This window comes from Candidatus Acetatifactor stercoripullorum, from assembly GCF_944382095.1.
GTDB classification, from domain to species: Bacteria; Bacillota; Clostridia; order Lachnospirales; family Lachnospiraceae; genus Acetatifactor; species Acetatifactor stercoripullorum.
In genome coordinates this window covers 1-20,959 of the sequence record NZ_CALWMU010000006.1, presented here as the reverse complement: position 1 = coordinate 20,959, position 20,959 = coordinate 1, and the positions used below count along the sequence as shown (strand labels likewise).

General features: G+C 50.4%; 18 protein-coding genes. 15 read left to right on the top strand and 3 right to left on the bottom strand.

All coding sequences use genetic code 11. The annotated features are described in order from the left end of the window. Positions 1–6: 6 nt before the first annotated feature. Positions 7–1,920 carry an NAD(+) synthase gene (locus SHK35_RS02885; RefSeq protein WP_318708481.1) on the top strand — a complete coding sequence of 638 codons (1,914 nt, stop codon included), beginning with the start codon at positions 7–9 and terminating at the stop codon, positions 1,918–1,920. Positions 1,921–1,960: 40 nt separating this feature from the next. Here the strand turns inward: SHK35_RS02885 and SHK35_RS02880 are convergent, their stop codons facing one another. Beyond that, positions 1,961–3,637: a methyl-accepting chemotaxis protein gene (locus SHK35_RS02880; RefSeq protein ID WP_318708480.1), complete on the bottom strand. Its 1,677-nt coding sequence runs from the start codon at positions 3,635–3,637 to the stop codon at positions 1,961–1,963. Positions 3,638–3,757: 120 nt separating this feature from the next. Next, complete coding sequence (locus SHK35_RS02875; RefSeq protein ID WP_318708478.1) at positions 3,758–4,264, bottom strand: hypothetical protein; 507 nt, start codon at positions 4,262–4,264, stop codon at positions 3,758–3,760. Positions 4,265–4,419: 155 nt separating this feature from the next. Here SHK35_RS02875 and glnA point away from each other — a divergent pair, with 155 nt between their 5' ends. The 14 genes from glnA to gatB all read left to right on the top strand — a co-directional run bounded on the left by glnA (position 4,420) and on the right by gatB (position 20,019). After that, positions 4,420–5,751 carry a type I glutamate--ammonia ligase gene (gene glnA, locus SHK35_RS02870; RefSeq protein ID WP_318708476.1) on the top strand — a complete coding sequence of 444 codons (1,332 nt, stop codon included), beginning with the start codon at positions 4,420–4,422 and terminating at the stop codon, positions 5,749–5,751. A gap of 45 nt (positions 5,752–5,796) precedes the next feature. Beyond that, positions 5,797–6,348 (top strand): ANTAR domain-containing response regulator, encoded by a 552-nt coding sequence (locus SHK35_RS02865; RefSeq protein ID WP_318708474.1) that lies wholly within the window; start codon positions 5,797–5,799, stop codon positions 6,346–6,348. Between the two features lie 48 nt (positions 6,349–6,396). Then, positions 6,397–7,263 carry a diaminopimelate epimerase gene (dapF, locus tag SHK35_RS02860; RefSeq protein ID WP_318708472.1) on the top strand — a complete coding sequence of 289 codons (867 nt, stop codon included), beginning with the start codon at positions 6,397–6,399 and terminating at the stop codon, positions 7,261–7,263. Between the two features lie 209 nt (positions 7,264–7,472). Then, positions 7,473–8,693, top strand: a complete 1,221-nt coding sequence (locus tag SHK35_RS02855; protein ID WP_318708470.1) for an LL-diaminopimelate aminotransferase — start codon at positions 7,473–7,475, stop codon at positions 8,691–8,693. Positions 8,694–8,821: 128 nt separating this feature from the next. Next, complete coding sequence (locus tag SHK35_RS02850; RefSeq protein WP_318708469.1) at positions 8,822–9,424, top strand: GTP pyrophosphokinase; 603 nt, start codon at positions 8,822–8,824, stop codon at positions 9,422–9,424. A gap of 14 nt (positions 9,425–9,438) precedes the next feature. Further along, positions 9,439–10,602 (top strand): DUF6056 family protein, encoded by a 1,164-nt coding sequence (locus tag SHK35_RS02845; protein ID WP_318708468.1) that lies wholly within the window; start codon positions 9,439–9,441, stop codon positions 10,600–10,602. A 141-nt stretch (positions 10,603–10,743) separates the two neighbouring features. Next, positions 10,744–11,724, top strand: a complete 981-nt coding sequence (locus SHK35_RS02840; protein WP_318708466.1) for an ABC transporter ATP-binding protein — start codon at positions 10,744–10,746, stop codon at positions 11,722–11,724. Positions 11,725–11,735: 11 nt separating this feature from the next. Continuing rightward, positions 11,736–12,584 carry an ABC transporter permease gene (locus tag SHK35_RS02835; protein ID WP_318704416.1) on the top strand — a complete coding sequence of 283 codons (849 nt, stop codon included), beginning with the start codon at positions 11,736–11,738 and terminating at the stop codon, positions 12,582–12,584. Further along, a complete protein-coding gene (locus tag SHK35_RS02830; protein WP_318708464.1) occupies positions 12,581–13,357 on the top strand; it encodes an ABC transporter permease in 777 nt (258 codons plus the stop codon). Before SHK35_RS02835 ends, SHK35_RS02830 begins: the two co-directional genes overlap by 4 nt. 16 nt (positions 13,358–13,373) lie before the next feature. Continuing rightward, positions 13,374–14,483 (top strand): polyamine ABC transporter substrate-binding protein, encoded by a 1,110-nt coding sequence (locus SHK35_RS02825; protein ID WP_318708462.1) that lies wholly within the window; start codon positions 13,374–13,376, stop codon positions 14,481–14,483. A gap of 575 nt (positions 14,484–15,058) precedes the next feature. Beyond that, the gene (gene aspS, locus SHK35_RS02820) at positions 15,059–16,795 is read left to right on the top strand and encodes an aspartate--tRNA ligase (protein ID WP_318708461.1); all 1,737 of its coding nucleotides are present in this window, start codon (positions 15,059–15,061) and stop codon (positions 16,793–16,795) included. A 19-nt stretch (positions 16,796–16,814) separates the two neighbouring features. Beyond that, complete coding sequence (gene gatC, locus SHK35_RS02815) at positions 16,815–17,108, top strand: Asp-tRNA(Asn)/Glu-tRNA(Gln) amidotransferase subunit GatC (RefSeq protein WP_318704412.1); 294 nt, start codon at positions 16,815–16,817, stop codon at positions 17,106–17,108. Between the two features lie 15 nt (positions 17,109–17,123). Continuing rightward, the gene (gene gatA, locus SHK35_RS02810; RefSeq protein WP_318708459.1) at positions 17,124–18,569 is read left to right on the top strand and encodes an Asp-tRNA(Asn)/Glu-tRNA(Gln) amidotransferase subunit GatA; all 1,446 of its coding nucleotides are present in this window, start codon (positions 17,124–17,126) and stop codon (positions 18,567–18,569) included. Between the two features lies 1 nt (position 18,570). After that, positions 18,571–20,019: an Asp-tRNA(Asn)/Glu-tRNA(Gln) amidotransferase subunit GatB gene (gatB, locus tag SHK35_RS02805; protein WP_318704410.1), complete on the top strand. Its 1,449-nt coding sequence runs from the start codon at positions 18,571–18,573 to the stop codon at positions 20,017–20,019. Between the two features lie 9 nt (positions 20,020–20,028). Here gatB and SHK35_RS02800 read toward each other — a convergent pair whose 3' ends face one another. After that, positions 20,029–20,781 (bottom strand): hypothetical protein, encoded by a 753-nt coding sequence (locus SHK35_RS02800; RefSeq protein ID WP_318704409.1) that lies wholly within the window; start codon positions 20,779–20,781, stop codon positions 20,029–20,031. Positions 20,782–20,959: the final 178 nt, after the last annotated feature.

Sequence of the window (20,959 nt, the reverse complement as noted above, 5' to 3'; positions counted from 1 at the left end):
AAAGGCATGCAACAGGGATTTATCAAGACGGCGGCGGTCACTCCTAAGATCAGGGTGGCGGATCCGGCGTATAATGCCCAGGTGATTTTGGAAAAGCTGGAGGAGGCCTGGGAGCATGGGGCCAGAATCATTGTGTTTCCTGAACTGTGTCTTACCGGATACACCTGCGGCGACTTGTTTTTACAGCAAAAGCTGTTGGAGGAGGCCAAGAGACAGCTTCTTTTGATTGCGAATGCCACAGAGGGAAAGGACGCTCTTGTGATGGTGGGGCTTCCCCTGGAAAGGGACGGCAGGCTTTATAATGTGGCTGCGGTGCTCCAGGACGGAGCCATTCTGGGAATGGTGCCTAAATCCAATATACCAAGCTATGCCGAATTTTACGAGGGGAGGCATTTTTCCCAGGGAAACGCTCAGGTGGTCAGCTATTATCTGGAGGGGGAGGAAATTCCCTTTGGAACCAATCTTCTGTTCGAATGTATGAATCTGCCTGGGCTTACCGTGGGCTGTGAAATCTGTGAGGACTTGTGGGTGGCAAGCCCCCCTGGAACCAATCACGGACTGATGGGAGCCAGCGTGATTGTCAATCTTTCGGCCTCCAATGAGACGGTAGGAAAGGGTGAATACAGGGAGCTTTTGGTAAGGTCTGCCAGCGCCCGACTGATCTGCGGCTATATTTACGCATCAGCAGGGGAGGGGGAATCCACCCAGGACCTTGTGTTTGGCGGTCATAATCTCATTGCGGAAAACGGTGTGATTCTGGCCCAGTCAAAGCGCTTTACGGGGGAGACTGTCTATGGGGACCTGGACCTGCAGAGGATTGCAGCGGAACGCCGCAGGATGGGAACCTTTGGAAAGGAACCGGATCTTTCCTATGTAGCGGTGCCCTTTAAGCTGAATATCATGGAGACGAAGCTGGAGAGAAGCTTTGAGCGCATGCCCTTTGTGCCTAAGGATCAGGCGGCCAGAAACAAAAGGTGTGAGGAGATTTTGTCCATTCAGGCTTTTGGACTGAAAAAGCGTTACGAGCACACCGGCCTGAAAACGGCGGTGATCGGCGTTTCTGGGGGACTGGATTCCACCCTCGCTCTTTTGATTACCGTACGGACCTTTGACATGCTGGGATTAGACAGGCGGGGAATCACAGCGGTGACCATGCCTTGCTTTGGCACCACGGATCGAACCTATGAGAATGCCTGCAGACTTGCAAAAACCCTGAACACTACGCTGCGGGAGGTGGATATCAGGGATGCGGTGCTGATTCATTTCAGGGATATCGGGCAGGATCAAAAGAATCATGACATCACCTATGAAAACGGGCAGGCCAGGGAGCGCACCCAGGTTCTTATGGATATTGCAAACCAGCAAAACGGACTTGTGATTGGCACCGGAGACATGTCGGAGCTTGCGCTGGGCTGGGCTACCTACAATGGGGATCATATGTCCATGTACGGTGTCAACGCGGGAGTGCCAAAGACCCTGGTGCGGCATCTGGTGAAATACTATGCGGACACCTGTGGGGATGAAGCCCTTGCGGCGGTTTTGCTTGACGTATTGGACACGCCCGTAAGCCCGGAGTTGCTGCCCCCGGTGGACGGAGTGATCTCCCAGAAAACGGAGGATCTGGTGGGGCCCTATGAGCTCCATGATTTCTTTTTGTATTATATGCTCAGATGTGGATTTCCACCGGCCAAGGTATACCGGGTTGCAAAGAAAGCGTTTCAGGGAAGCTATGACAATGAGACCATTCTGAAATGGCTTAAGACTTTTTACAGAAGATTCTTTGGCCAGCAGTTTAAGCGTTCCTGCCTGCCGGACGGACCCAAGGTGGGCAGCGTAGCTTTGTCTCCCAGAGGGGATTTACGCATGCCGTCGGATGCAAGCGCACAAATATGGCTTAAGGAGCTGGAGGGGCTGTTATAACCTCTCCGGCTCCTTAAGCCTTTATCGTAAAGAAGGAAATTTAAAAGGTCTGTCTCAGCTTGAAATTCCCGGTGAGATCCTTGAGAACCTGTGCCTGTGCGGACAGCTCTTCACTGGCAGCCGCGCTCTCCTGCGAGGTGGCCGAATTGGACTGCACAACGTTTGAAATATCATTGACGCGGGTTACAATCTGCTGCAGACCGGAGGACTCCTCATCTGTGATCTGTGCGATTTCCGCCATTCTGCCCTTGATATCCTGACTTTTGGCCGAAATATCCCCTAGCATGGAAGCTGTTTTTTCTGCCTTGTCAGAACCATCTGCCACAGCAGCCATAGTGTCCTCGATGAGCTGAGAAATTTCATCTGCGGCATCCCCGGATTTGCGTGCCAGCTCTGTGACCTCGTCCGCCACAACGGCAAAGCCCCGCCCTGCCTCTCCGGCCCTGGCCGCCTCGATAGAGGCATTCAAGGCAAGGAGCGTGGTCTGGGAGGTAATGTCGTTGATAATGCTGATAATTTTTTTGATCTGCTGGGATTTATCGGAAATGCCCTCCATGGACAAAATCATTTCCTGCATTTGCCCGTTGCCGTCGTTTATCAGACCGCAGGTTTCATTTATCATGCCCTCCATCTCATGGATGTTTTCCACTGTCTCGTTGAGCTGGGAGGAAATGTCTTTCAATACCTTCGTAAGCTCCTCCACGCTGTTTGCCTGGCTTTCCGCGCCGGTTGAAAGATCCTGGGCGCCGCAGGCAATCTGGTCGGCGCCCTGTGCGACCTGATCGGAGGAAAGCTTTACCTCGTTTAATGTTTCGCTGATACGCAGCGTAAATTCTGTGATGGACTGTTCGATCTGCTTGAAATCCCCGATAAATTCCACGGGAGATTCCAGGGCAAGATTTCCCTTGGCGAATTCCTGCATGCCGTAATTGATGGCCTGTATATAGCGGGAAAGCTCCCCACAGGAAAAGTCCAGGCTGCTTTTCAGCTCATTGATCTCGGCAAGACTGGTGTCAAAGCTCAGATCAAGATCCAGACACCCCTGGGAGAGCCTCTTTGTCTGAGAGACAATAGCGCTCAGATTGCCAATGATTTCAGCTTTAATCAGATAATACAGACGCAGGCTGAAGAAGCTGATTGATACCAGCACAAGGAAACAGGAAAATCCTACAGTGAGCAGAGTCAGGTTGAAATTAGAACTTGCGGAGGCAGAAAGCTCATTCAGCTGGCCGATGAAGGAATTTATCTCCGATACCAGAGCGTCTATGCTGGAGACTACCTGATTCTCATACGCCGTGAGGTATTGGGGGTCATTTGCAGCCTTCAAGGCTAAGACTTCCTCCGCAGAATCATGAATCTGCCTGTGCAAGGGCTCTACAGCCGCTAAAAAATCTGAAAAAAGCGGGTCGGACGCAGTTTTCTCATTGTAAATAAATTGTCCAAAATCACAGGCAGTACAGTCGGTGCTTCCCGTAAATTCCACATCCTCCAGAAGAGACTGGCTCAAAGCGTTCAGCCATTTGTAGTGAGCGGTTTCAGCAGCGTAAAGCTCGCTGGTATAGGCATCGTATGTCTCAATGGCGTTATTCGCCGAATTTACTCCTGCAATCCCGGAAACCGCTACCACAGTCACCAGCGCCGTGGAGATAAAAATACCGCCGAAATTAATTTTCATTTCTCTTTTTAGTGTCTTTTGTACTTTGTTTTCTTTTCTCATGTTTTTTCCTTTGTCATTTTTTTTTAGTTTACATGGAAGAAGCAGCTTTAGGCAACTATTAATTTCATAAAAAACAAGGAAATAAGTACTATATTTTAGATAATTACGCAGTATTGTCTCCTAAAAAGAGCCTTCAGAGGATGAAGCGTCCAATGAAGCCTTATCTAACGAAGCCTGGATCGCCTCCATCAGCACCAGGGAGGTGTATTTGTTATCCGATGTGTAAGAAATTTCATCCAGAGACTGATTCTCATAAATCTGCTCACAGATGGAATCAAAGGTGGGCTCAAGCAGCGGGTACATAGTGGTCAGGGATTCATCTGGATCTGCCATGCGTATGGATTCAATAGAGGATTCCTCCACGATGACCTCTATCTCTACGGACTGACTGCCCAGAACCAGCTCGGTGGTGTAAATGCCGGGTATGTATACGGAGCCGGAGGCTGAGACGGAGGAAATGCCTTCCTCTGTGCCGCCCGGGGCAGAGCCATCCTGCGGTTCTTCTTTCCTTCCGGGCAGAAACATGACGATCATAAGCACGATGAACAGGATTCCCAGAGCGGCAAAAATACCTGTATAGATTAACTCCTTCATGTGAAGTACCACGATTTTAGTTTTTGCACTCATCTGTATTCTCCTTTTTGCCCAAACAGGGATACTTTTCTTTTTAAAAGATATGCGTTTCCCGGCGGCAATATTCTAAGGAAACTTTGCATTGACAAAGAACGAGCCGCGTTGCTATTATGGGAAAAAGGAGATTATGCGCAGAAATGAGGAACAATATGAAAATAAGCACCAGAGAAGACGTGATCAGAGTGGTTGAAGAGGAGGACGTGGAGTTTATACGTCTTCAGTTTACGGATATGCTGGGAAATCTCAAGAATATTGCCGTCACGGCAAGCCAGCTGGACAGGGTTCTGGACAACCGGTGTATGTTTGACGGTTCGGCCATTGACGGATTTGTGAAGGTGGAGGAATCGGATATGTATCTGCATCCCGATTTTACCACGCTGGAGATTTTCCCCTGGAGACCCCAGCAGGGAAAGGTAGCGCGGATGATCTGTGACGTGCACTATCCAAACGGAGACCCTTTCGAGGGAGATCCCCGGTACGTCTTAAAGCAGGCCATCTCAGAGGCCAGGGCGCTGGGCTATGAGTTTAGAGTGGGGCCCGAATGCGAATTTTTCCTATTTAATACGGATGAAAATACACTGCCCACCACCCAGACCCACGAGCAGGCAGGTTATTTTGACATTGGTCCACTGGATTTTGGCGAGAATGCCAGACGTGATATTGTGATGACACTGGAGAACATGGGGCTTGTGGTGGAGGCCTCTCACCACGAGATGGCTCCCGCCCAGCATGAGATTGATTTCCGGTATGACGAGGCTCTGGCCGCAGCAGACAATATTATGACCTTTAAGCTGGCGGTGAAAACCATTGCAAAGCGCCACGGGCTTCACGCCACCTTTATGCCCAAGCCCAAGTACGGCGTCAACGGCTCCGGTATGCACATCAATATGTCCCTGCATCGGGGGGATGTCAACATTTTTGCGGATAAAACAGACTCCCTTGGACTGAGCAGAGAGGCCTATTGGTTTATGGGCGGCATTATGAAGCATATCAAGGGAATGGCAGCCATCACCAATCCTCTTGTGAATTCCTATAAGCGGCTGGTTCCGGGATATGAGGCTCCCGTCTATATTGCCTGGAGCGCTACCAATAGAAGTCCTCTGATCCGGATTCCTTCTGCAAAGGGAGAGGGTACCCGGATTGAGTTAAGAAGCCCGGATTCGGCGGCTAACCCTTATCTGACGCTGGCGGTGTGCCTGCGGGCGGGACTGGATGGCATTGTAAATAAAATCGAGCCGCCAAAGAGCGTGGACGGAAATATATTTGCCATGACAAAGCAGGAGAGAATCAGTCTTGGAATAGAACAGCTTCCCGGCACGCTGATCGAGGCAGTGGAGGAATTAAAGAAGGATACCTTTATTTGCAGCAGCCTGGGACCTCATCTGGCCAAAAAATATGTGGAGGCCAAGGAGGCGGAATGGCACAAATACCGCTGTCATGTGTCTGAGTGGGAAATAGAGGAGTATCTGTACAGATATTAGTACCGCACCTCTTGCAGAAATTTTTGGAAGGTAAGGAGGTAGCGCGTGACCAATATCATAGTAGTACTGCCTAAGCTGGAGGATGCAAAGGGCCTTAAGAATATTCTTGTGCGAAACGGCTTTCAGGTGACTGGGGTATGCACTACGGGAGCACAGGCCATAAGCCAGGCGGACGGACTGCACGACGGTATTGTCATATGCAGCTACAAGATGATGGATATGGTTTATGACCAGCTGCACGAATGTCTGCCGGGCGGCTTTGAGATGCTGCTTTTGGCCTCTCAGAGGCTGGTGAATGAATGCTATGGCAATGACATTGTATGCCTGTCCATGCCCCTTAAGGTGAACGACCTGATTGATACCGTAAATATGATAACGGAGGGCATTGAGCGCCGCAGACGGCGGTTAAGGAAGCAGCCCAGGGCAAGGACTGCGGGGCAGGAGGCCGTGATTAAGGAGGCCAAGGAGCTTTTGATGGCCCGCAACCACATGACAGAGGAGGAAGCCCACCGCTATCTGCAAAGATGCAGTATGGACAGCGGCACAAATGTGGTGGAGACGGCCCAAATGGTGCTGTCTTTGATGGGAGGACCATAAAGTTATCCTGATAAAAGCTGACTGTGGAGGCAGAGAAAGGAAGGGTTTATGAAATTTACCAAAATGCAGGGATGCGGTAATGATTATATTTATGTGAACGGTTTTGACGAGCACGTTTTACAGGAGGAAAAACCCAAACTGGCAAGAAGGCTCAGCGACCGCCACTTTGGGGTGGGCGGGGATGGCTTGATTTTTATCAACCCGTCTAAGGAGGCGGACTTTGAGATGGAGATGTACAACGCTGACGGCAGCAGGGCGGAAATGTGCGGAAACGGCATCCGCTGCGTGGCAAAGTATGTGTATGATAACGGGATGACCGACAAGGAGCGCATTAGTATCGTCAGTGCCGGGCAGATAAAGTATCTGGATTTGACGGTGGAAAAAAAGGCGGGAAGAGCGCAGGAGAGAGGCGAGGTGAGTCTTGTGCGTGTAAACATGGGAAGCCCTGTGCTCTCTCCTGCACAGATACCGGTTCTGGTTTCCGGGGACAGAGCGGTGGATGAGCCCATCCTGGTGGAGGGAAAGGAATACCGGATGACCTGTGTCTCCATGGGAAATCCCCACGCGGTTATTTTCACCAAGGGCGTGAAGGAGCTAAAGCTGGAGCAGATCGGCCCTTTCTTTGAGAATCATCCCTGTTTTCCCAACAGGATAAACACGGAATTTGTGGAAATCATAGACCGAAAGACCGTATCCATGCGGGTGTGGGAGCGGGGAACGGGAGAAACCTTAGCCTGCGGCACCGGTGCCTGCGCGGTGGCTGTGGCCTGTGTGCTGAACCAATTGACGGAACCTTCGATTACTGTTAAACTATTAGGCGGCGAGCTTATGATAGAATGGGACCATGAACAGAACCTGGTATATATGACTGGCCCCGCTGCCACGGTTTTTGAGGGAGAAGTCAAAGAATTGTGAATTTATCATTTTGAAAACGTTCGTTGTGTATGCTGCATATTTCAACACAGACACGCTTTCGCTCCGAGCTGACCGCAGCGGTACCTAAGGCTGCAAAGTACGCAGCCTAAGTACCGGCGGTCAGCAAGGGTCTGTTTATGAAATATGCAGCACCAGAAACTGGGCATAATAACCAAAATAAGGGTGACTATAGAAGAGAGGAGAACATTATGTTTAAACTGAATGAAAATTATCTGAAGCTGCCCGGGAGCTATCTTTTTTCCACCATTGGAAAGAAGGTAAACGCTTATTCGGCAGCTCATCCTGATAAAAAGGTGATTCGCCTGGGAATTGGAGACGTGACCCAGCCTTTGGCGCCGGTGATCATTGAGGCGCTGCACAAGGCGGTGGATGAAATGGGACATGCGGAAACCTTCCACGGCTATGCGCCTGATCTGGGATATGAATTTCTTAGAAATGCCATTGCGGAAAACGATTATAAGGCCCGGGGCTGCAGCATCAGCGCCGACGAGATTTTTGTGTCGGACGGAGCAAAATGTGATTCCGCCAATATTCAGGAAATTTTCAGCCTGGACAACAAGATCGCAGTATGTGACCCTGTTTATCCCGTATATGTGGACTCCAATGTGATGGCGGGCAGAACGGGCACCTATGACGAGACCACGGAAACCTGGAGTGATGTAATCTATATGCCTTGTCTTGAGGAAAACGGCTTTGCGCCGAAGCTTCCGGAAAAGACCCCCGACCTGATCTATCTGTGCTTCCCCAACAATCCCACCGGAGCCGTTTTGAAGAAGGAGCAGCTCCAGGAGTGGGTGGATTACGCCAATAAGGTGGGAGCTGTGATCTTGTACGACGCGGCTTACGAGGCATATATTTCAGAGGAGGACGTGCCGCACAGCATTTACGAGTGCCAGGGGGCGCAGACCTGTGCCATAGAGCTTCGCTCTTTCTCCAAAAATGCAGGCTTTACCGGCGTGCGCCTGGGCTTTACGGTAGTTCCCAGGGAATTAAAGTGCCAGGGTGTGTCTCTGCATTCTCTGTGGGCGAGACGCCACGGCACAAAATACAATGGCGCGCCCTACATCGTGCAGAGGGCGGGAGAGGCCGTATATTCGGAGGCTGGAAAGGCGCAGCTGAAGGAGCAGGTGGCCTACTATATGAAAAACGCAAGGTATATTCTGGAGGGCTTAAAGAGCGCAGGCTATACCGTGTCCGGCGGCGTGAATGCGCCCTATATCTGGCTGAAGGCGCCTAAGGGCATGACCAGCTGGGAATTCTTTGACTGCCTTTTGGAAAAAGCCAATGTGGTGGGCACACCGGGGTCAGGCTTTGGGCCCAGCGGAGAGACCTACTTCCGTCTCACCGGCTTTGGAAGCTACGAGAATACCGTGGAGGCAGTGGAACGTATCAAGGCGCTGCAGCTTTAGGAAAATATAAGCCAAATTTTAGAAAATGCTCATAGATCGTTCACATTTATGAGGTATGCTTAAAAGGTCGGCAGCTGGCGTATGTCAGCAGCCGGCCTTAAAGCAGCTGGGAAACGGGTGGGAAACCAATGACGAATGAGCAGTATTATGAGTTGATCAAGCCATATGAGGATGTCAGCCAGGTCATGCTGACAAAGCTTGAAATATTGAATCACAGCATTTACAGCAAGGACACGGGAAAGCCGATTCATCATATCCAGAACCGTATTAAGGACAAGAAAAGCATTGAGGGAAAGCTGGAGAGGCTTGCGCTGACGGACAGTGTTATGAATGCAAAGGATCATCTGATGGACATTGCCGGCATACGGGTGATCTGCTATTTTCCGGAGGAAATCTATGACCTGGTGCAGTGCTTGAAAAGGCAGGCTGATCTGATTGTCATCAAGGAGTCTGATTATATTAAAAATCCCAAAAAGAGCGGCTACCGCAGCTTCCACATTGTGTTTGGAGTGCCAATCCACTGTCTGGACGCTATGGAATACTATCCGGTAGAGGTGCAGTTCCGCACACTTTCCATGGACTTTTGGGCAAGCATGGAGCACCGAATCTGCTACAAGAAGGAGTACGACGACAAGGACAGGGTAAGCCGGGAAATGCAGCAGTACGCCATGGCGCTGGAGCTGATTGAAAGCCGTTTTGAGCAGCAGCTTAAGGACCGGCAGATGCAGTGAGGGAAAAAGGGAAAATGAAAGGAAAACAAAACCGTATTCTGACGGGGATTGCAGCGGCGCTTGTGCTTGTGACTGCAGTTGTGATGTACGCTGTTCACAGAGCCGTTCCTTTTATGATGGACGATCTGTGGTATGCTACCCTTCTTTCGGAGGATACTCCTGTCAGGACGGTGTCTGATATTTTTAAAAGCCAGATATGGCATTATTTCAACTGGGGCGGAAGAAGCATGACCCACAGTATTCTGCAGCTGACGCTGCTGGCCGGAGAAAACGCAGCGGATGTTTTAAATGTGGGGGTAACCTTTTTACTTGCCCTTTTGATATGCACAGTGGCGGGAAATAAGAGACTTCCTGCTTTTTTTGCTGCCTGCGGTATGCTTCCTGCACTAAACGCCAACTGGAAAATGAGTATGTTCTGGCAGTCCGGGGCAGCCAATTATCTGTATATCACCGTGTTTTTAATGGCCTTTTTGTACTGCTATTTAAGAGAGCTTTCAGATACAGGAGGCTTTGGCAAAAACGCACAGCCCTTTTTGCAGGAAGGAATTAAGCCATTGCCGGGAATCGGGGTATGGATTGTTCCACTGGGGATTCTGGCAGGCTGGAGCAATGAAAATATGGGGCCTGCGGTGTGGCTTTCCAGTCTCTTTGTAATGGTGCTTCTCTTCAGGGAAAATAAGAGAATAAAGCCCTGGATGGTTCTTGGGAGCCTTTCCTGCCTTTTTGGCTGGGTCATGATGATTGCCGCTCCAGGCAACTATGTAAGAAGCGCCCAGACGCAAGAAGATCAATACGGTCTTTTGTGGAGGTGCTTTCTGCGGGGATATGCCCAGAGCAAGGCGGCTCTGGAATATCTGTTCCCGGCGCTTTTGGTGGTGTGCGCCATGCTTTTGCTTGCCAGGGCTTTAAAGCTTAAGCTTGGCAGGAGAAATGTGATTCTGCTGGGGTGTGCGCTGCTCTCCTGGGGAGCCATGATCCTGTCCCCCCATTACCCGGACAGGGCCTGCTTTGGAACCATGGTTTTGCTGATCTGCGTGGCGCTGCGGATTGGAGGAAGAATCGCAAGGGAAAGAAAGGATATGGCCATTCCCCTGTTTGCAGTCTCCGTGCTTGTCTGGCTTCGAGGCATGTATTTTCTGGGAGAATTTCTCGCCATCAGCTGGGGCTGGATACGGTGAGAACGGAGCACGGTTTTCAGGTGAGAACAAAGCACGGTTTTCAGTGCTTGTTGAAACAGGGAATTTATGGTATCATGGGAAAAGCATCCGCCCGGTCTAACCAGAAAAAACCGGAGGGCAGGCGGCCAAAAATGAGGAAATATGAACGACATTATCTTACAATTACAGGATTTGCACAAGAAATTTGATGGCACCGGAGTTCTTAACGGGGTGAATCTTGACATCCACAGGGCAGAGTTTATTACGCTTTTAGGCTCCTCGGGATGTGGAAAGACCACCACGCTGCGCATCATTGCAGGGCTGGAAGCGCCGGATCAGGGAAGGGTTATCCTGGAGGGACAGGATATCACCGACCTTGAGCCCAATAAGCGAAATGTAAATACGGTGTTTCAAAATTATGCCCTGTTTCCTCACATGAACGTGGAGGATAATGTGGGCTACGGTCTGAAAATCAAAAAAGTGCCCAAGGCGGAAATTGCCAGGCGGGTAGGAGAAATGCTGAAGCTGGTGCAGCTGGAGGAATACGGAAAGCGTATGCCGGATCAGCTTTCCGGCGGCCAGAGGCAGCGTATCGCCATCGCCAGGGCGGTGATCAATGAGCCCCGAGTGCTTCTCTTAGATGAGCCTCTGGGAGCCTTGGACCTAAAGCTGCGCAGGCAGATGCAGCTGGAGCTGAAGCGGCTTCAGAAAAAGCTTGGGATTACCTTCATCTACATCACACACGATCAGGAGGAAGCCATCAACATGTCCGACCGGATTGCCGTGATGAATCAGGGTGTGCTGGAGCAGGTGGGGACTCCCAACGAGATTTATTACCGCCCCCGAACAAGCTATGTGGCGGATTTTGTGGGAAATGCCAATATTTTCCGGAAGGGAGCAGAAACCTTTGCCATTCGGACGGAAAATGTGCTTCTGGAGGGGGAAGGCCCCTGCGTCCACGAGGCTGTGGTGGCAGAGAAGTCCTTTGTAGGGGGACAGCTGCGGATTTTGTTTACCCTTTCAGACGGTCAGAAAATCACTGCCAGCCGTTTTGGCATCGATGCGGACATTCAGGTGGGCAGCAGGATAAAGATCGGCTGGCTGCCGGAGCATGCCGTGCCGGTGATAGATGACGGACAGTAAGGGAGGATCACATGAAGAGAAAAGGCAACTGGCTTTTGCTGGCTCCTATTTATCTTTTTACCATACTTTTTGTGGCGCTGCCTATTTTGTATATGTTTTTACTGAGCTTTTTGAGCCGCGCTGAAGTCTGGGGAGTGGATTTTACCTTCACTCTGGATAATTATAAGCGAATTCTGGAGCCGCTTTATTTAAACACTTTTGTAGAATCCTTAAAGCTGGCATTTTTATCCACGGGACTGATTGTATTGATTGGGTATCCTTATGGCTACTTTATGGCGAGAATGAACGCTGTCTGGAAAAAGAGAATGATGCTGCTTCTCATGATACCCTTCTGGACCAGCGCACTGATTCGTCTGTATGGCTGGATTATTGTATTTCGCAGCAATGGCGTTTTGGATAAGGTGCTGATGGGGCTGCATATTACGGATGAGCCCTTAAAGCTGCTTTACACCTATCCGGCGGTGGTGGTGGGTATGATTTATGCACTGCTTCCCTTTATGATTCTGTCGGTTTACTCCAGTGCGGAAAAGCTGGACTTTACTTTGGTGGAGGCGGCCAGAGACTTGGGGGCCTCCTCTTTTCGGGCCTTTTGGACGGTGAGCTTTAAGCTGACGCTGCCGGGACTTTTGTCCGGAGTGGTGCTGTCCTTTATTCCGTCCATGGGACTTTTCTTTATTGCGGATATCCTGGGAGGCAACAAGATCGTCTTGGTGGGCAGTATGATTCAGGAACAGGCTACCAAGGGTAGAAATCTGCCCTTTGCGGCGGCTCTGGCGGCGGTGCTTATGATTTTAACCTCCCTGATGATACGGCTGTACCGCAGGATTACGGGAGCGGAACAATTGGAGGGACTTTTGTGAAAACAAAAAAATGGCCTTTTATCTATGTGGGAGTCATTACGGTTATCACCTACATTCCCATTTTGCTTACAGTGGTTTATTCCTTTAACGCCTCGAGAATTTCCTCCATATGGGAGGGCTTTTCCCTGAAATGGTATGCGGAGCTTTTTCATGACCGGGATATCTGGGAGGCTCTGCGAAACAGCCTGATCCTGGCGGTCTTAAGCTGCCTGGGGGCTGTGGTGATCGGAAGCATGGGGGCTCTTGGGATGTATCGGAAAAAGAGCCGGTTAAACGATGCGGTGGCATACTTATCCATGCTCCCTATCATGATACCGGAGATTATTTTAGGAATGGTGTTTTTGTCTGTTTTTTCCCTGATGGGGCTTCCCTTTGGCATGGTCACTCTGGTGATTGCGCATACTACCTTTTGCATTCCGTATGTGTATTCCACGGTAAAGGCCAGGCTGGTGGGAATGGACAAATCCCTGGAAGAGGCGGCCCTTGACCTGGGGGCCTGCGGCTGGCGCGTGTTTTTTGATGTGACGCTGCCCTTGATCGCCCCGGCCATCTGGTCCGGCGCAATGCTGTCCTTTGCCATGTCCTTTGACGATGTGGTAATCAGCATTTTCCTCACCGGGCCTACAGTGAATACCCTTCCTGTAAAAATATATACAAAACTGAAAACAGGCGTGACGCCTGAAATCAACGCTTTAGCGACTCTCATGCTGGGCGTTACCATTCTTTTGCTTGCGGGAGCGGCTCTTGTGGGCAGAGGGAAAAGAAAGAAGTAAGGAAGAGAGGACAATTATGAAAAAGAAAATTGCACTTTTGGTGACATTGCCAACCCTTATCATGTCTCTTGCAGGCTGTGCAGGAGGAAATAACGCATCTGACGGCGGCACGGATACGCTGGCGGAGGAATCCAGACAGAATGCAGCGGTAAACTACATCGGCGGGGAGATGAATCTCTACACCTGGGACGGCATGTTCCCTCAGGAAATCCTCAGAGGCTTTGAGGAAGAAACGGGAGTGCGCATCAACTATTCCAACTTTGATTATGATGAGGATATGCTGGCAAAGCTTGAGGAAACCCAGGGAGGCGATTACGATTTTGTGATTGCGGACGACTATATTCTGGAGCTTGTGATTGCGGAAGGACTGGCACAGAAGCTGGATACCACAAGGTTTGAAAACTATGAAAACCTGAATCCTGTGTTTATGTCCCAGTTTTACGATCCGGACAATGAATATACAGTTCCCTACGGGGCGGGCATCCCTTTGATTGTATACGATCCGGCCCTGACCAATGTGGAAATTACCAGCTATGAGGATTTGTGGAACCCCTCCCTGGAGGATAATGTAGCGATCACTGCCAATTACCGCGTGATCAACGGCATTACCTTAAAAACCATGGGAGAATCTTTCAACACAGAGGATTTGGATGTGATCCGCCAGGCAGGAGAAAAGCTTCTTTCCCTGGCGCCCAATATTCGTGTGATCAATGACAGCAATACCCAGGATTATATTGTCAGCGGAGAGGTGGCGGCGGCCTTTTTATATACCTCTCAGGTTTATGCAGCGTTAAATGCCAGAGATGACCTTGAGGTGGTATATCCCGAGGAGGGCCTGGGCTTTGGGATTATGGCAGGCTTCATCCCTTCGGACGCACCGAATCCCGATGCGGCGTACGCCTTTATCGACTATATCAACCGCCCGGAAAATGCGGCGGCCTGCTTTGAATACATCGGCTACTATTGCACCAACAAGGCGGCCGAGGAATACATTTCCGATGAGATGAAGGAATTTATTGTACTTCCTGAGGACGCGGCGGAAGGAGAGATTGTACAGAATATCTCTCAAGAGGCGGAGGATCTCCACGCGGAAATCTGGAATCAGTTCAGGGCTGCCTGCGACTAACAAAGAGGGATGAGAGGAAAAAAGTACTTGACATTTCCTCGTTTCCGTCATATGCTAAATAAAACGGCAGAATACTCAATGGCGAGTGACCAAGGGAGTATTCTGTCTTTTTGTTTTCCGGAAGAAAAAGCTTGAGAATATTTTTCTCTATTTCGGAAATTCTATCTTGCAAAATAGCAGAGAGTGTGATACCATTTCACACAAATCAGAAAAATGCCTTGAAGGAGACTCTTGCTGGGAAAAACAACAGGAATACGGCGTCACCGACTGAGAGCGCCGTTTGTGGGAACCGGTGAAGGGAACACTCTGGAGCAGGCTGCCTGAACGGACAAAGACGCTGGGACAAAAGCGGCGGATGTGCGCTAGGGCAGCACGTAACACGCGTTAAGTGTAAGAGAGGACAGACCGGGCAACATTCTTGTTAGAGGATGCGGTTTGTCAATGCGGGTGGTACCGCGGGTAAGAGATTATCCGTCCCGGAATACGTTTTTGTATTCCGGGATTTTTTTATCCCGGAATATCTGGCACAGAAAAGTATCTGCAGTTTTTTAGAAACTAAAATCAGGAGGGAACTTATGTACAGAGATCTGACTATAGAAGAAATCGGAGAACAACACATCGGGCAGGAGCTTCAGATGGCGGGATGGGTGGAAAACATCCGGGATCACGGCGGTGTCTCTTTTATTGATCTTAGGGATATGTACGGCGTGCTCCAGGTGGTGATCCGGCAGCCCCAGCTGCTTAAGGGAATCACAAAGGAAATGTGCCTGTCCATTGCAGGAAAGGTGGAAAAAAGAGACGCACAGACCTATAACCCCAAGCTCCCTACGGGCACCATCGAGCTGGAGGCGGCCCGGATACAGGTTTTGGGAAAGGTCTACAAGCAGCTTCCCTTTGAGATCATGACCTCCAGAGAGATCAGAGAGGATGTGCGCCTGAAGTACCGCTATCTGGATTTGAGAAATGCGAAAGTAAAGGAAAATATTATGTTCCGTTCCAGGGTGATCAGCTTTTTGCGGGAAAAGATGACGCAGCTGGGATTCCTTGAGATACAGACCCCCATACTCTGCGCGTCCTCCCCCGAGGGAGCCAGGGACTATATTGTGCCCTCCAGGAAATTTAAGGGGAAATTTTATGCGCTTCCACAGGCTCCCCAGCAGTATAAGCAGCTTTTGATGACGGCGGGCTTTGACAAATATTTTCAGATTGCACCCTGCTTTCGGGATGAGGATGCCAGAGCAGACCGCTCCCCCGGAGAATTTTACCAGCTTGACTTTGAGATGAGCTTCGCCACCCAGGAGGATGTGTTCCGGGTGGGAGAAGAGGTGCTTTCGGAAACCTTTGAAAAATTTGCGCCCCAGGGAAGCAAGATTACGAAGGCTCCTTTCCAGGTGATCAGCTATAAACAGGCTATGCTGGAGTTTGGAACTGACAAGCCGGACCTTAGAAATCCTCTGCGGATCATGGATTTGACGGAGTTTTTCCAGAAATGCACCTTTAAGCCCTTTCTGGGCAAAACCGTGCGGGGAATCAAGGTTCATGCGGATATGTCCAAGGGCTTTCACGAAAAGCTGCTTTCCTTTGCCACCTCTCTTGGAATGGGAGGCCTGGGCTATCTGGAGGTGGAAGAGGATTTGTCCTACAAAGGGCCCATCGATAAGTTTATCCCTGAGGAGCTGAAAGGAGAGCTTCGCGCGCTTGCGGACTTAAAAGCGGGAGATACGATTTTCTTTATTGCGGATAAGGAGGCAAGGGCAAACTATTATGCGGGCAGGATTCGGAATGAGCTGGGGGAAAAGCTGGAGCTTTGCGAAAAGGACGCATACCGTTTCTGCTATGTAAACGACTTCCCCATGTTTGAGAAGGACCCTGAGACCAGAAAGATTGGCTTTACCCACAATCCCTTTTCCATGCCTCAGGGAGGATTGGAGGCCCTGGAAAAGGAGGATCCGCTGGAGGTTTTAGCCTATCAGTATGACATTGTGTGCAACGGAGTGGAGCTGTCCTCCGGGGCGGTGAGAAACCATGACATTGAGATCATGAAAAAAGCCTTTGCCATAGCGGGATATGATGAGGAGACCTTAAAGAGCAAATTCGGCGCGCTGTATCAGGCATTTCAGTTTGGAGCGCCTCCCCATGCAGGCATGGCTCCCGGAGTGGACAGAATGCTGATGCTGCTTCGGGGAGAGGAGAACATCAGGGAGGTAATTGCTTTCCCTATGAATGGAAATGCCCAGGACCTTATGTGCCAGGCACCCTCGGAGGTGACGGAGCAGCAGCTTAGAGAGGCACATATCAGAATCAGAGACTGATGATGGGAGGATAGCGGATATGGCAAATGAGATCAGCGATAAAACCATAGAGTATGCGGCAGCTTTGGCGAAGCTGGAGCTGTCCGGCGAAGAAAAAGAACAGGCAAAGAAAGATATGGGAAGGATGCTGGATTATATTGACCAGTTGAACGAGCTGGATACCAGCCAGGTGGAGCCTTTGTGCCACCTGTTTCCCGTAAGGAATGTATTTCGGGAGGATGTGGTGGTAAATGGAGACGAGAGTGAAAAGCTGTTAAAGAACGCGCCGGAGCAGAAGGACAATATGTTTGCGGTGCCCAGAACCTTTGATTAAATGAAGGAGGACTCTATGGATAGTTTGACATATACGGCCACAGGTCTGGGAAAGGCTATAAAGGAGGGCAGGCTCACCGCAGTGCAGGCGCTGGAGGCGGTTTTTGCCCGGATAGAGGAATCGGAGGAGTTGTATCACTGCTATGTCACGCTGGAAAGGGAAAAGGCCTTTGAGAGGGCGGCTGCGGTACAGAAAAAAATAGAGGCCGGAGAGCTTACGGGGCCTTTGGCGGGCGTGCCCTTTGCCATAAAGGACAATATCTGTACGGAGGGGATTCCCACTACCTGTTCTTCTAAGATATTGCAGAATTTTGTGCCGGTATTTGACGCGGAGGCCATACTTAAGCTGAAGCAGGCGGGGGCTGTCATTATAGGAAAGACAAACATGGATGAATTTGCCATGGGAAGCACCACGGAGACCTCCTATTTTGGGGTCACAAAAAATCCCAGCAATCCCGCCCATGTGCCGGGGGGCTCCTCGGGAGGCTCCGCAGCAGCAGTGGCGGCAGGGGAGTGCTTTGCGGCTCTGGGGTCTGATACCGGAGGCTCCATCAGGCAGCCCGCCTCCTACTGCGGTGTGGTGGGCATGAAGCCTACCTACGGAACAGTTTCCCGGTATGGCCTTATCGCTTACGGCTCTTCCCTGGATCAGATCGGACCCTTGACGAAGGATGTGACGGACTGTGCCGCTGTGCTGGAGGCTATCTCCTCCCATGACCCAAAGGATTCCACCTCCATGGAGAGAGAGGACACAGACTTTAGCGCAGCTCTTTTGGAGGATGTGCAGGGGATGCGTATCGGTATTCCCCGGGATTATTTTGGGGAAGGGCTGGACCCCCAGGTGAAGGCGGCCGTGTTAAAGGCGGCTAAAGTGCTTGAGAAAAAAGGCGCCCTTTTGGAGGAGTTTGACCTAAGCCTTGTGGAATATGCCATTCCCGCCTATTATACCATAGCTGCGGCGGAGGCAAGCTCCAACCTGGAGCGGTTTGACGGCGTAAAGTATGGTTACCGGGCGGATGCCGAGGAGCTCCATGCTATGTATAAAAAGACCAGATCGGAGGGCTTTGGCCCGGAGGTGAAGCGTAGAATTCTTCTGGGCTCCTTTGTGTTAAGCTCCGGTTACTATGACGCCTATTATCTGAAAGCGCTGCGGGTAAAGGCTCTGATCAAAAAAGCCTTTGATGCGGCCTTTGCCAAATATGACCTGATTCTGGGCCCCACAGCGCCCACCACGGCGCCTAAGCTGGGGGAGAGTCTGGCCGATCCCATCAAAATGTATCTGGGGGATATCTACACCATTGCAGTGAATCTGGCCGGGTTGCCCGGCATCAGCGTTCCCTGCGGTAAGGATGACAAGGGGCTTCCCATTGGTCTGCAGCTGATCGGGGACTGCTTTCAGGAAAAGACCCTTATCCGGGCGGCTTATACCTATGAACAGACAGCAAAACAGGAGGGAAACTGATATGGCAAAGCAATATGAAACAGTGATCGGCCTTGAGGTGCATGTGGAGCTGGCAACAAAAACAAAGATTTTCTGCGCCTGTTCTACGGCCTTCGGCGGCGCTCCCAATACCCATACCTGTCCTGTGTGCACGGGAATGCCGGGAGCTTTGCCGGTGTTAAACAGACAGGTGGTGGAATATGCGGCGGCAGTGGGGATGGCTGCAAACTGCCAGATTACAAGGGACTGCCGGTTTGACAGAAAAAATTATTTTTATCCGGACAATCCTCAGAATTATCAGATATCCCAGCTCTATCTGCCTATCTGCAGAGACGGATGGATAGAGATTTCGGTTCCTGAAAAGGAAAAGACCGTCACAAAAAAGATCAGGATACATGAAATTCACATGGAGGAGGATGCGGGAAAGCTGATTCATGATGAGTGGGAGGACTGCTCTTTAGTGGACTACAACCGTTCCGGCGTCCCGTTGATTGAAATTGTATCTGAGCCGGATATGCGAAGCGCTCAGGAGGTGATCGCCTATCTGGAGGAGCTTCGCCTGATGATTCAATATCTGGGAGCCTCCGACTGTAAGCTGCAGGAGGGATCTATGAGAGCGGATGTGAATCTTTCTGTGAGAGAGGCGGGAAGTGAAGCTTTCGGCACCCGCACGGAGATGAAAAACTTAAATTCCTTCAGCGCCATCGCCCGTGCCATCGACGGGGAGCGGGAGCGGCAGATTGATCTTTTGGAGGCGGGAGAGCAGGTGGTGCAGGAGACCAGACGCTGGGATGATGAAAAAGGAGAGTCCTATCCCATGCGCTCCAAGGAGGATGCACAGGATTACCGCTATTTCCCCGACCCGGACCTTACGCCCCTTCACATCAGCGAAGAGTGGCTTGCGCAGATTCGGGCAAAGCAGCCGGAGCTTCCGGCAAAAAAGCGCCTTCGCTACAAGGAGGAATTTTCCCTTCCTGACTATGATATCCGGATGCTTACTAATTCCAAGGCTATGGCGGATATCTTTGAGGAGACGGCGGCCCTTGGGGCACAGCCGAAGAAGATTTCCAACTGGCTGCTGGGGGAGACGCTGCGGCTTTTAAAGGAGAAGGAAATGGAGCCGGAGGACATCACTTTTTCACCCAGGCATCTGGCAGGACTTATTGAGCTGGCGGAAAACAAGGTGATTAATTCCTCTGTGGCCAAGGACGTCTTTGAAGTGATGTTTGCATCGGATGTGGATCCAAAGCAGTATGTGGAGGAAAAGGGCTTAAAGATGGTTAACGATGAGAATGCCTTAAGAAAAACCGTGGAGGAGGTCATTGCACAGAATCCCAAGTCTGTGGAGGATTATAGAAGCGGGAAAGAAAAGGCCCTGGGCTTTTTGATGGGGCAGACCATGAAGGCTATGAAGGGAAAGGCAGACCCCGCAGCCGTAAACCAGCTTCTGCGGGAGCTGCTGAAACCCTGAGACAAAAAATTATTCTTCAAACAGATAATCAATAAAACGAACCGCCGTGTCGAGATGGGTGGTGTTGGCGTATACGCCCACTACCACACCCTCGCCGCGGAAATAATAGCTTTCCTGCAGCGCCGCATTCTCCACATAGATGGCAACGGGAACAGGCTCCTCCATTTCTTCCGGCTTCGTAGGATCGGGGTAATCCGGCTCATAGGTATCGTCCAGATTGTCCTGGGCCTCTTCTATCTGGCGCACCACTGCCATATCTACATAATAGAAATAAGGCTTATAGGCTGTCACCTGTTCCGGGGAGAGAATTTCCCTAAGATCGCAAAATACACTGCTGTTGGCATATTGTCTGATGGAATCACTGTCGGTCACCATTACATCAAGCTCGCCTGCGGCAAGATACACGGCCAGCTTTTGCGTAGAGGTCATGGTCACATCGTCTATAATATCCGAATCAGTGGAAATACGAATAGATGTGTCAAAATAAACGTCATAATCTTCTAAATCAAGGTCCGCATATTCGTAAAAATCCTGATTAAAATCAGCTGCTGTTTCCAATTCTGTGGCATTTAGCATGACCGCATAAAACGCATTTTCTTTGCTGGTGAGCATTTCGTATGCAATGGAACAGATTCCCGCAACGATTAAGACGGCTGCGATCACATGCCACTTATAATAATAGAAAAAATAACTGACTTTCTTTTTAAATCCGGCGTTCTTTAATGCCTCCCGCTCTTCCTTAAATTCATCCATCACTGCCATAAGCGGCACCTGCCTTTCTGCTGCGGCGTAAGCCGCTTACGTCCCTTGTAGTATCTTTCCTTATCATAAGTGCTTGGGGGCGGATTGTCAATGAAGGGCTTCTACTTGAGTTTCCGCAGAATTATCTCCACCAGGCAAATCTGCCGTATCCTGTTATCCACAACTTTCAAAAAATGCC

Bases quoted from the DNA above. Each gene is read 5' to 3' on its own strand.
- SHK35_RS02885 (WP_318708481.1), top strand. From the start codon at position 7: ATGCAACAGGGATTTATCAAGACGGCGGCGGTCACTCCTAAGATCAGG.
- SHK35_RS02880 (WP_318708480.1), bottom strand. From the start codon at position 3,637: ATGAGAAAAGAAAACAAAGTACAAAAGACACTAAAAAGAGAAATGAAA.
- SHK35_RS02875 (WP_318708478.1), bottom strand. From the start codon at position 4,264: ATGAGTGCAAAAACTAAAATCGTGGTACTTCACATGAAGGAGTTAATC.
- glnA (WP_318708476.1), top strand. From the start codon at position 4,420: ATGAAAATAAGCACCAGAGAAGACGTGATCAGAGTGGTTGAAGAGGAG.
- dapF (WP_318708472.1), top strand. From the start codon at position 6,397: ATGAAATTTACCAAAATGCAGGGATGCGGTAATGATTATATTTATGTG.
- SHK35_RS02855 (WP_318708470.1), top strand. From the start codon at position 7,473: ATGTTTAAACTGAATGAAAATTATCTGAAGCTGCCCGGGAGCTATCTT.
- SHK35_RS02850 (WP_318708469.1), top strand. From the start codon at position 8,822: ATGACGAATGAGCAGTATTATGAGTTGATCAAGCCATATGAGGATGTC.
- SHK35_RS02845 (WP_318708468.1), top strand. From the start codon at position 9,439: ATGAAAGGAAAACAAAACCGTATTCTGACGGGGATTGCAGCGGCGCTT.
- SHK35_RS02840 (WP_318708466.1), top strand. From the start codon at position 10,744: ATGAACGACATTATCTTACAATTACAGGATTTGCACAAGAAATTTGAT.
- SHK35_RS02835 (WP_318704416.1), top strand. From the start codon at position 11,736: ATGAAGAGAAAAGGCAACTGGCTTTTGCTGGCTCCTATTTATCTTTTT.
- SHK35_RS02825 (WP_318708462.1), top strand. From the start codon at position 13,374: ATGAAAAAGAAAATTGCACTTTTGGTGACATTGCCAACCCTTATCATG.
- aspS (WP_318708461.1), top strand. From the start codon at position 15,059: ATGTACAGAGATCTGACTATAGAAGAAATCGGAGAACAACACATCGGG.
- gatC (WP_318704412.1), top strand. From the start codon at position 16,815: ATGGCAAATGAGATCAGCGATAAAACCATAGAGTATGCGGCAGCTTTG.
- gatA (WP_318708459.1), top strand. From the start codon at position 17,124: ATGGATAGTTTGACATATACGGCCACAGGTCTGGGAAAGGCTATAAAG.
- gatB (WP_318704410.1), top strand. From the start codon at position 18,571: ATGGCAAAGCAATATGAAACAGTGATCGGCCTTGAGGTGCATGTGGAG.
- SHK35_RS02800 (WP_318704409.1), bottom strand. From the start codon at position 20,781: ATGGCAGTGATGGATGAATTTAAGGAAGAGCGGGAGGCATTAAAGAAC.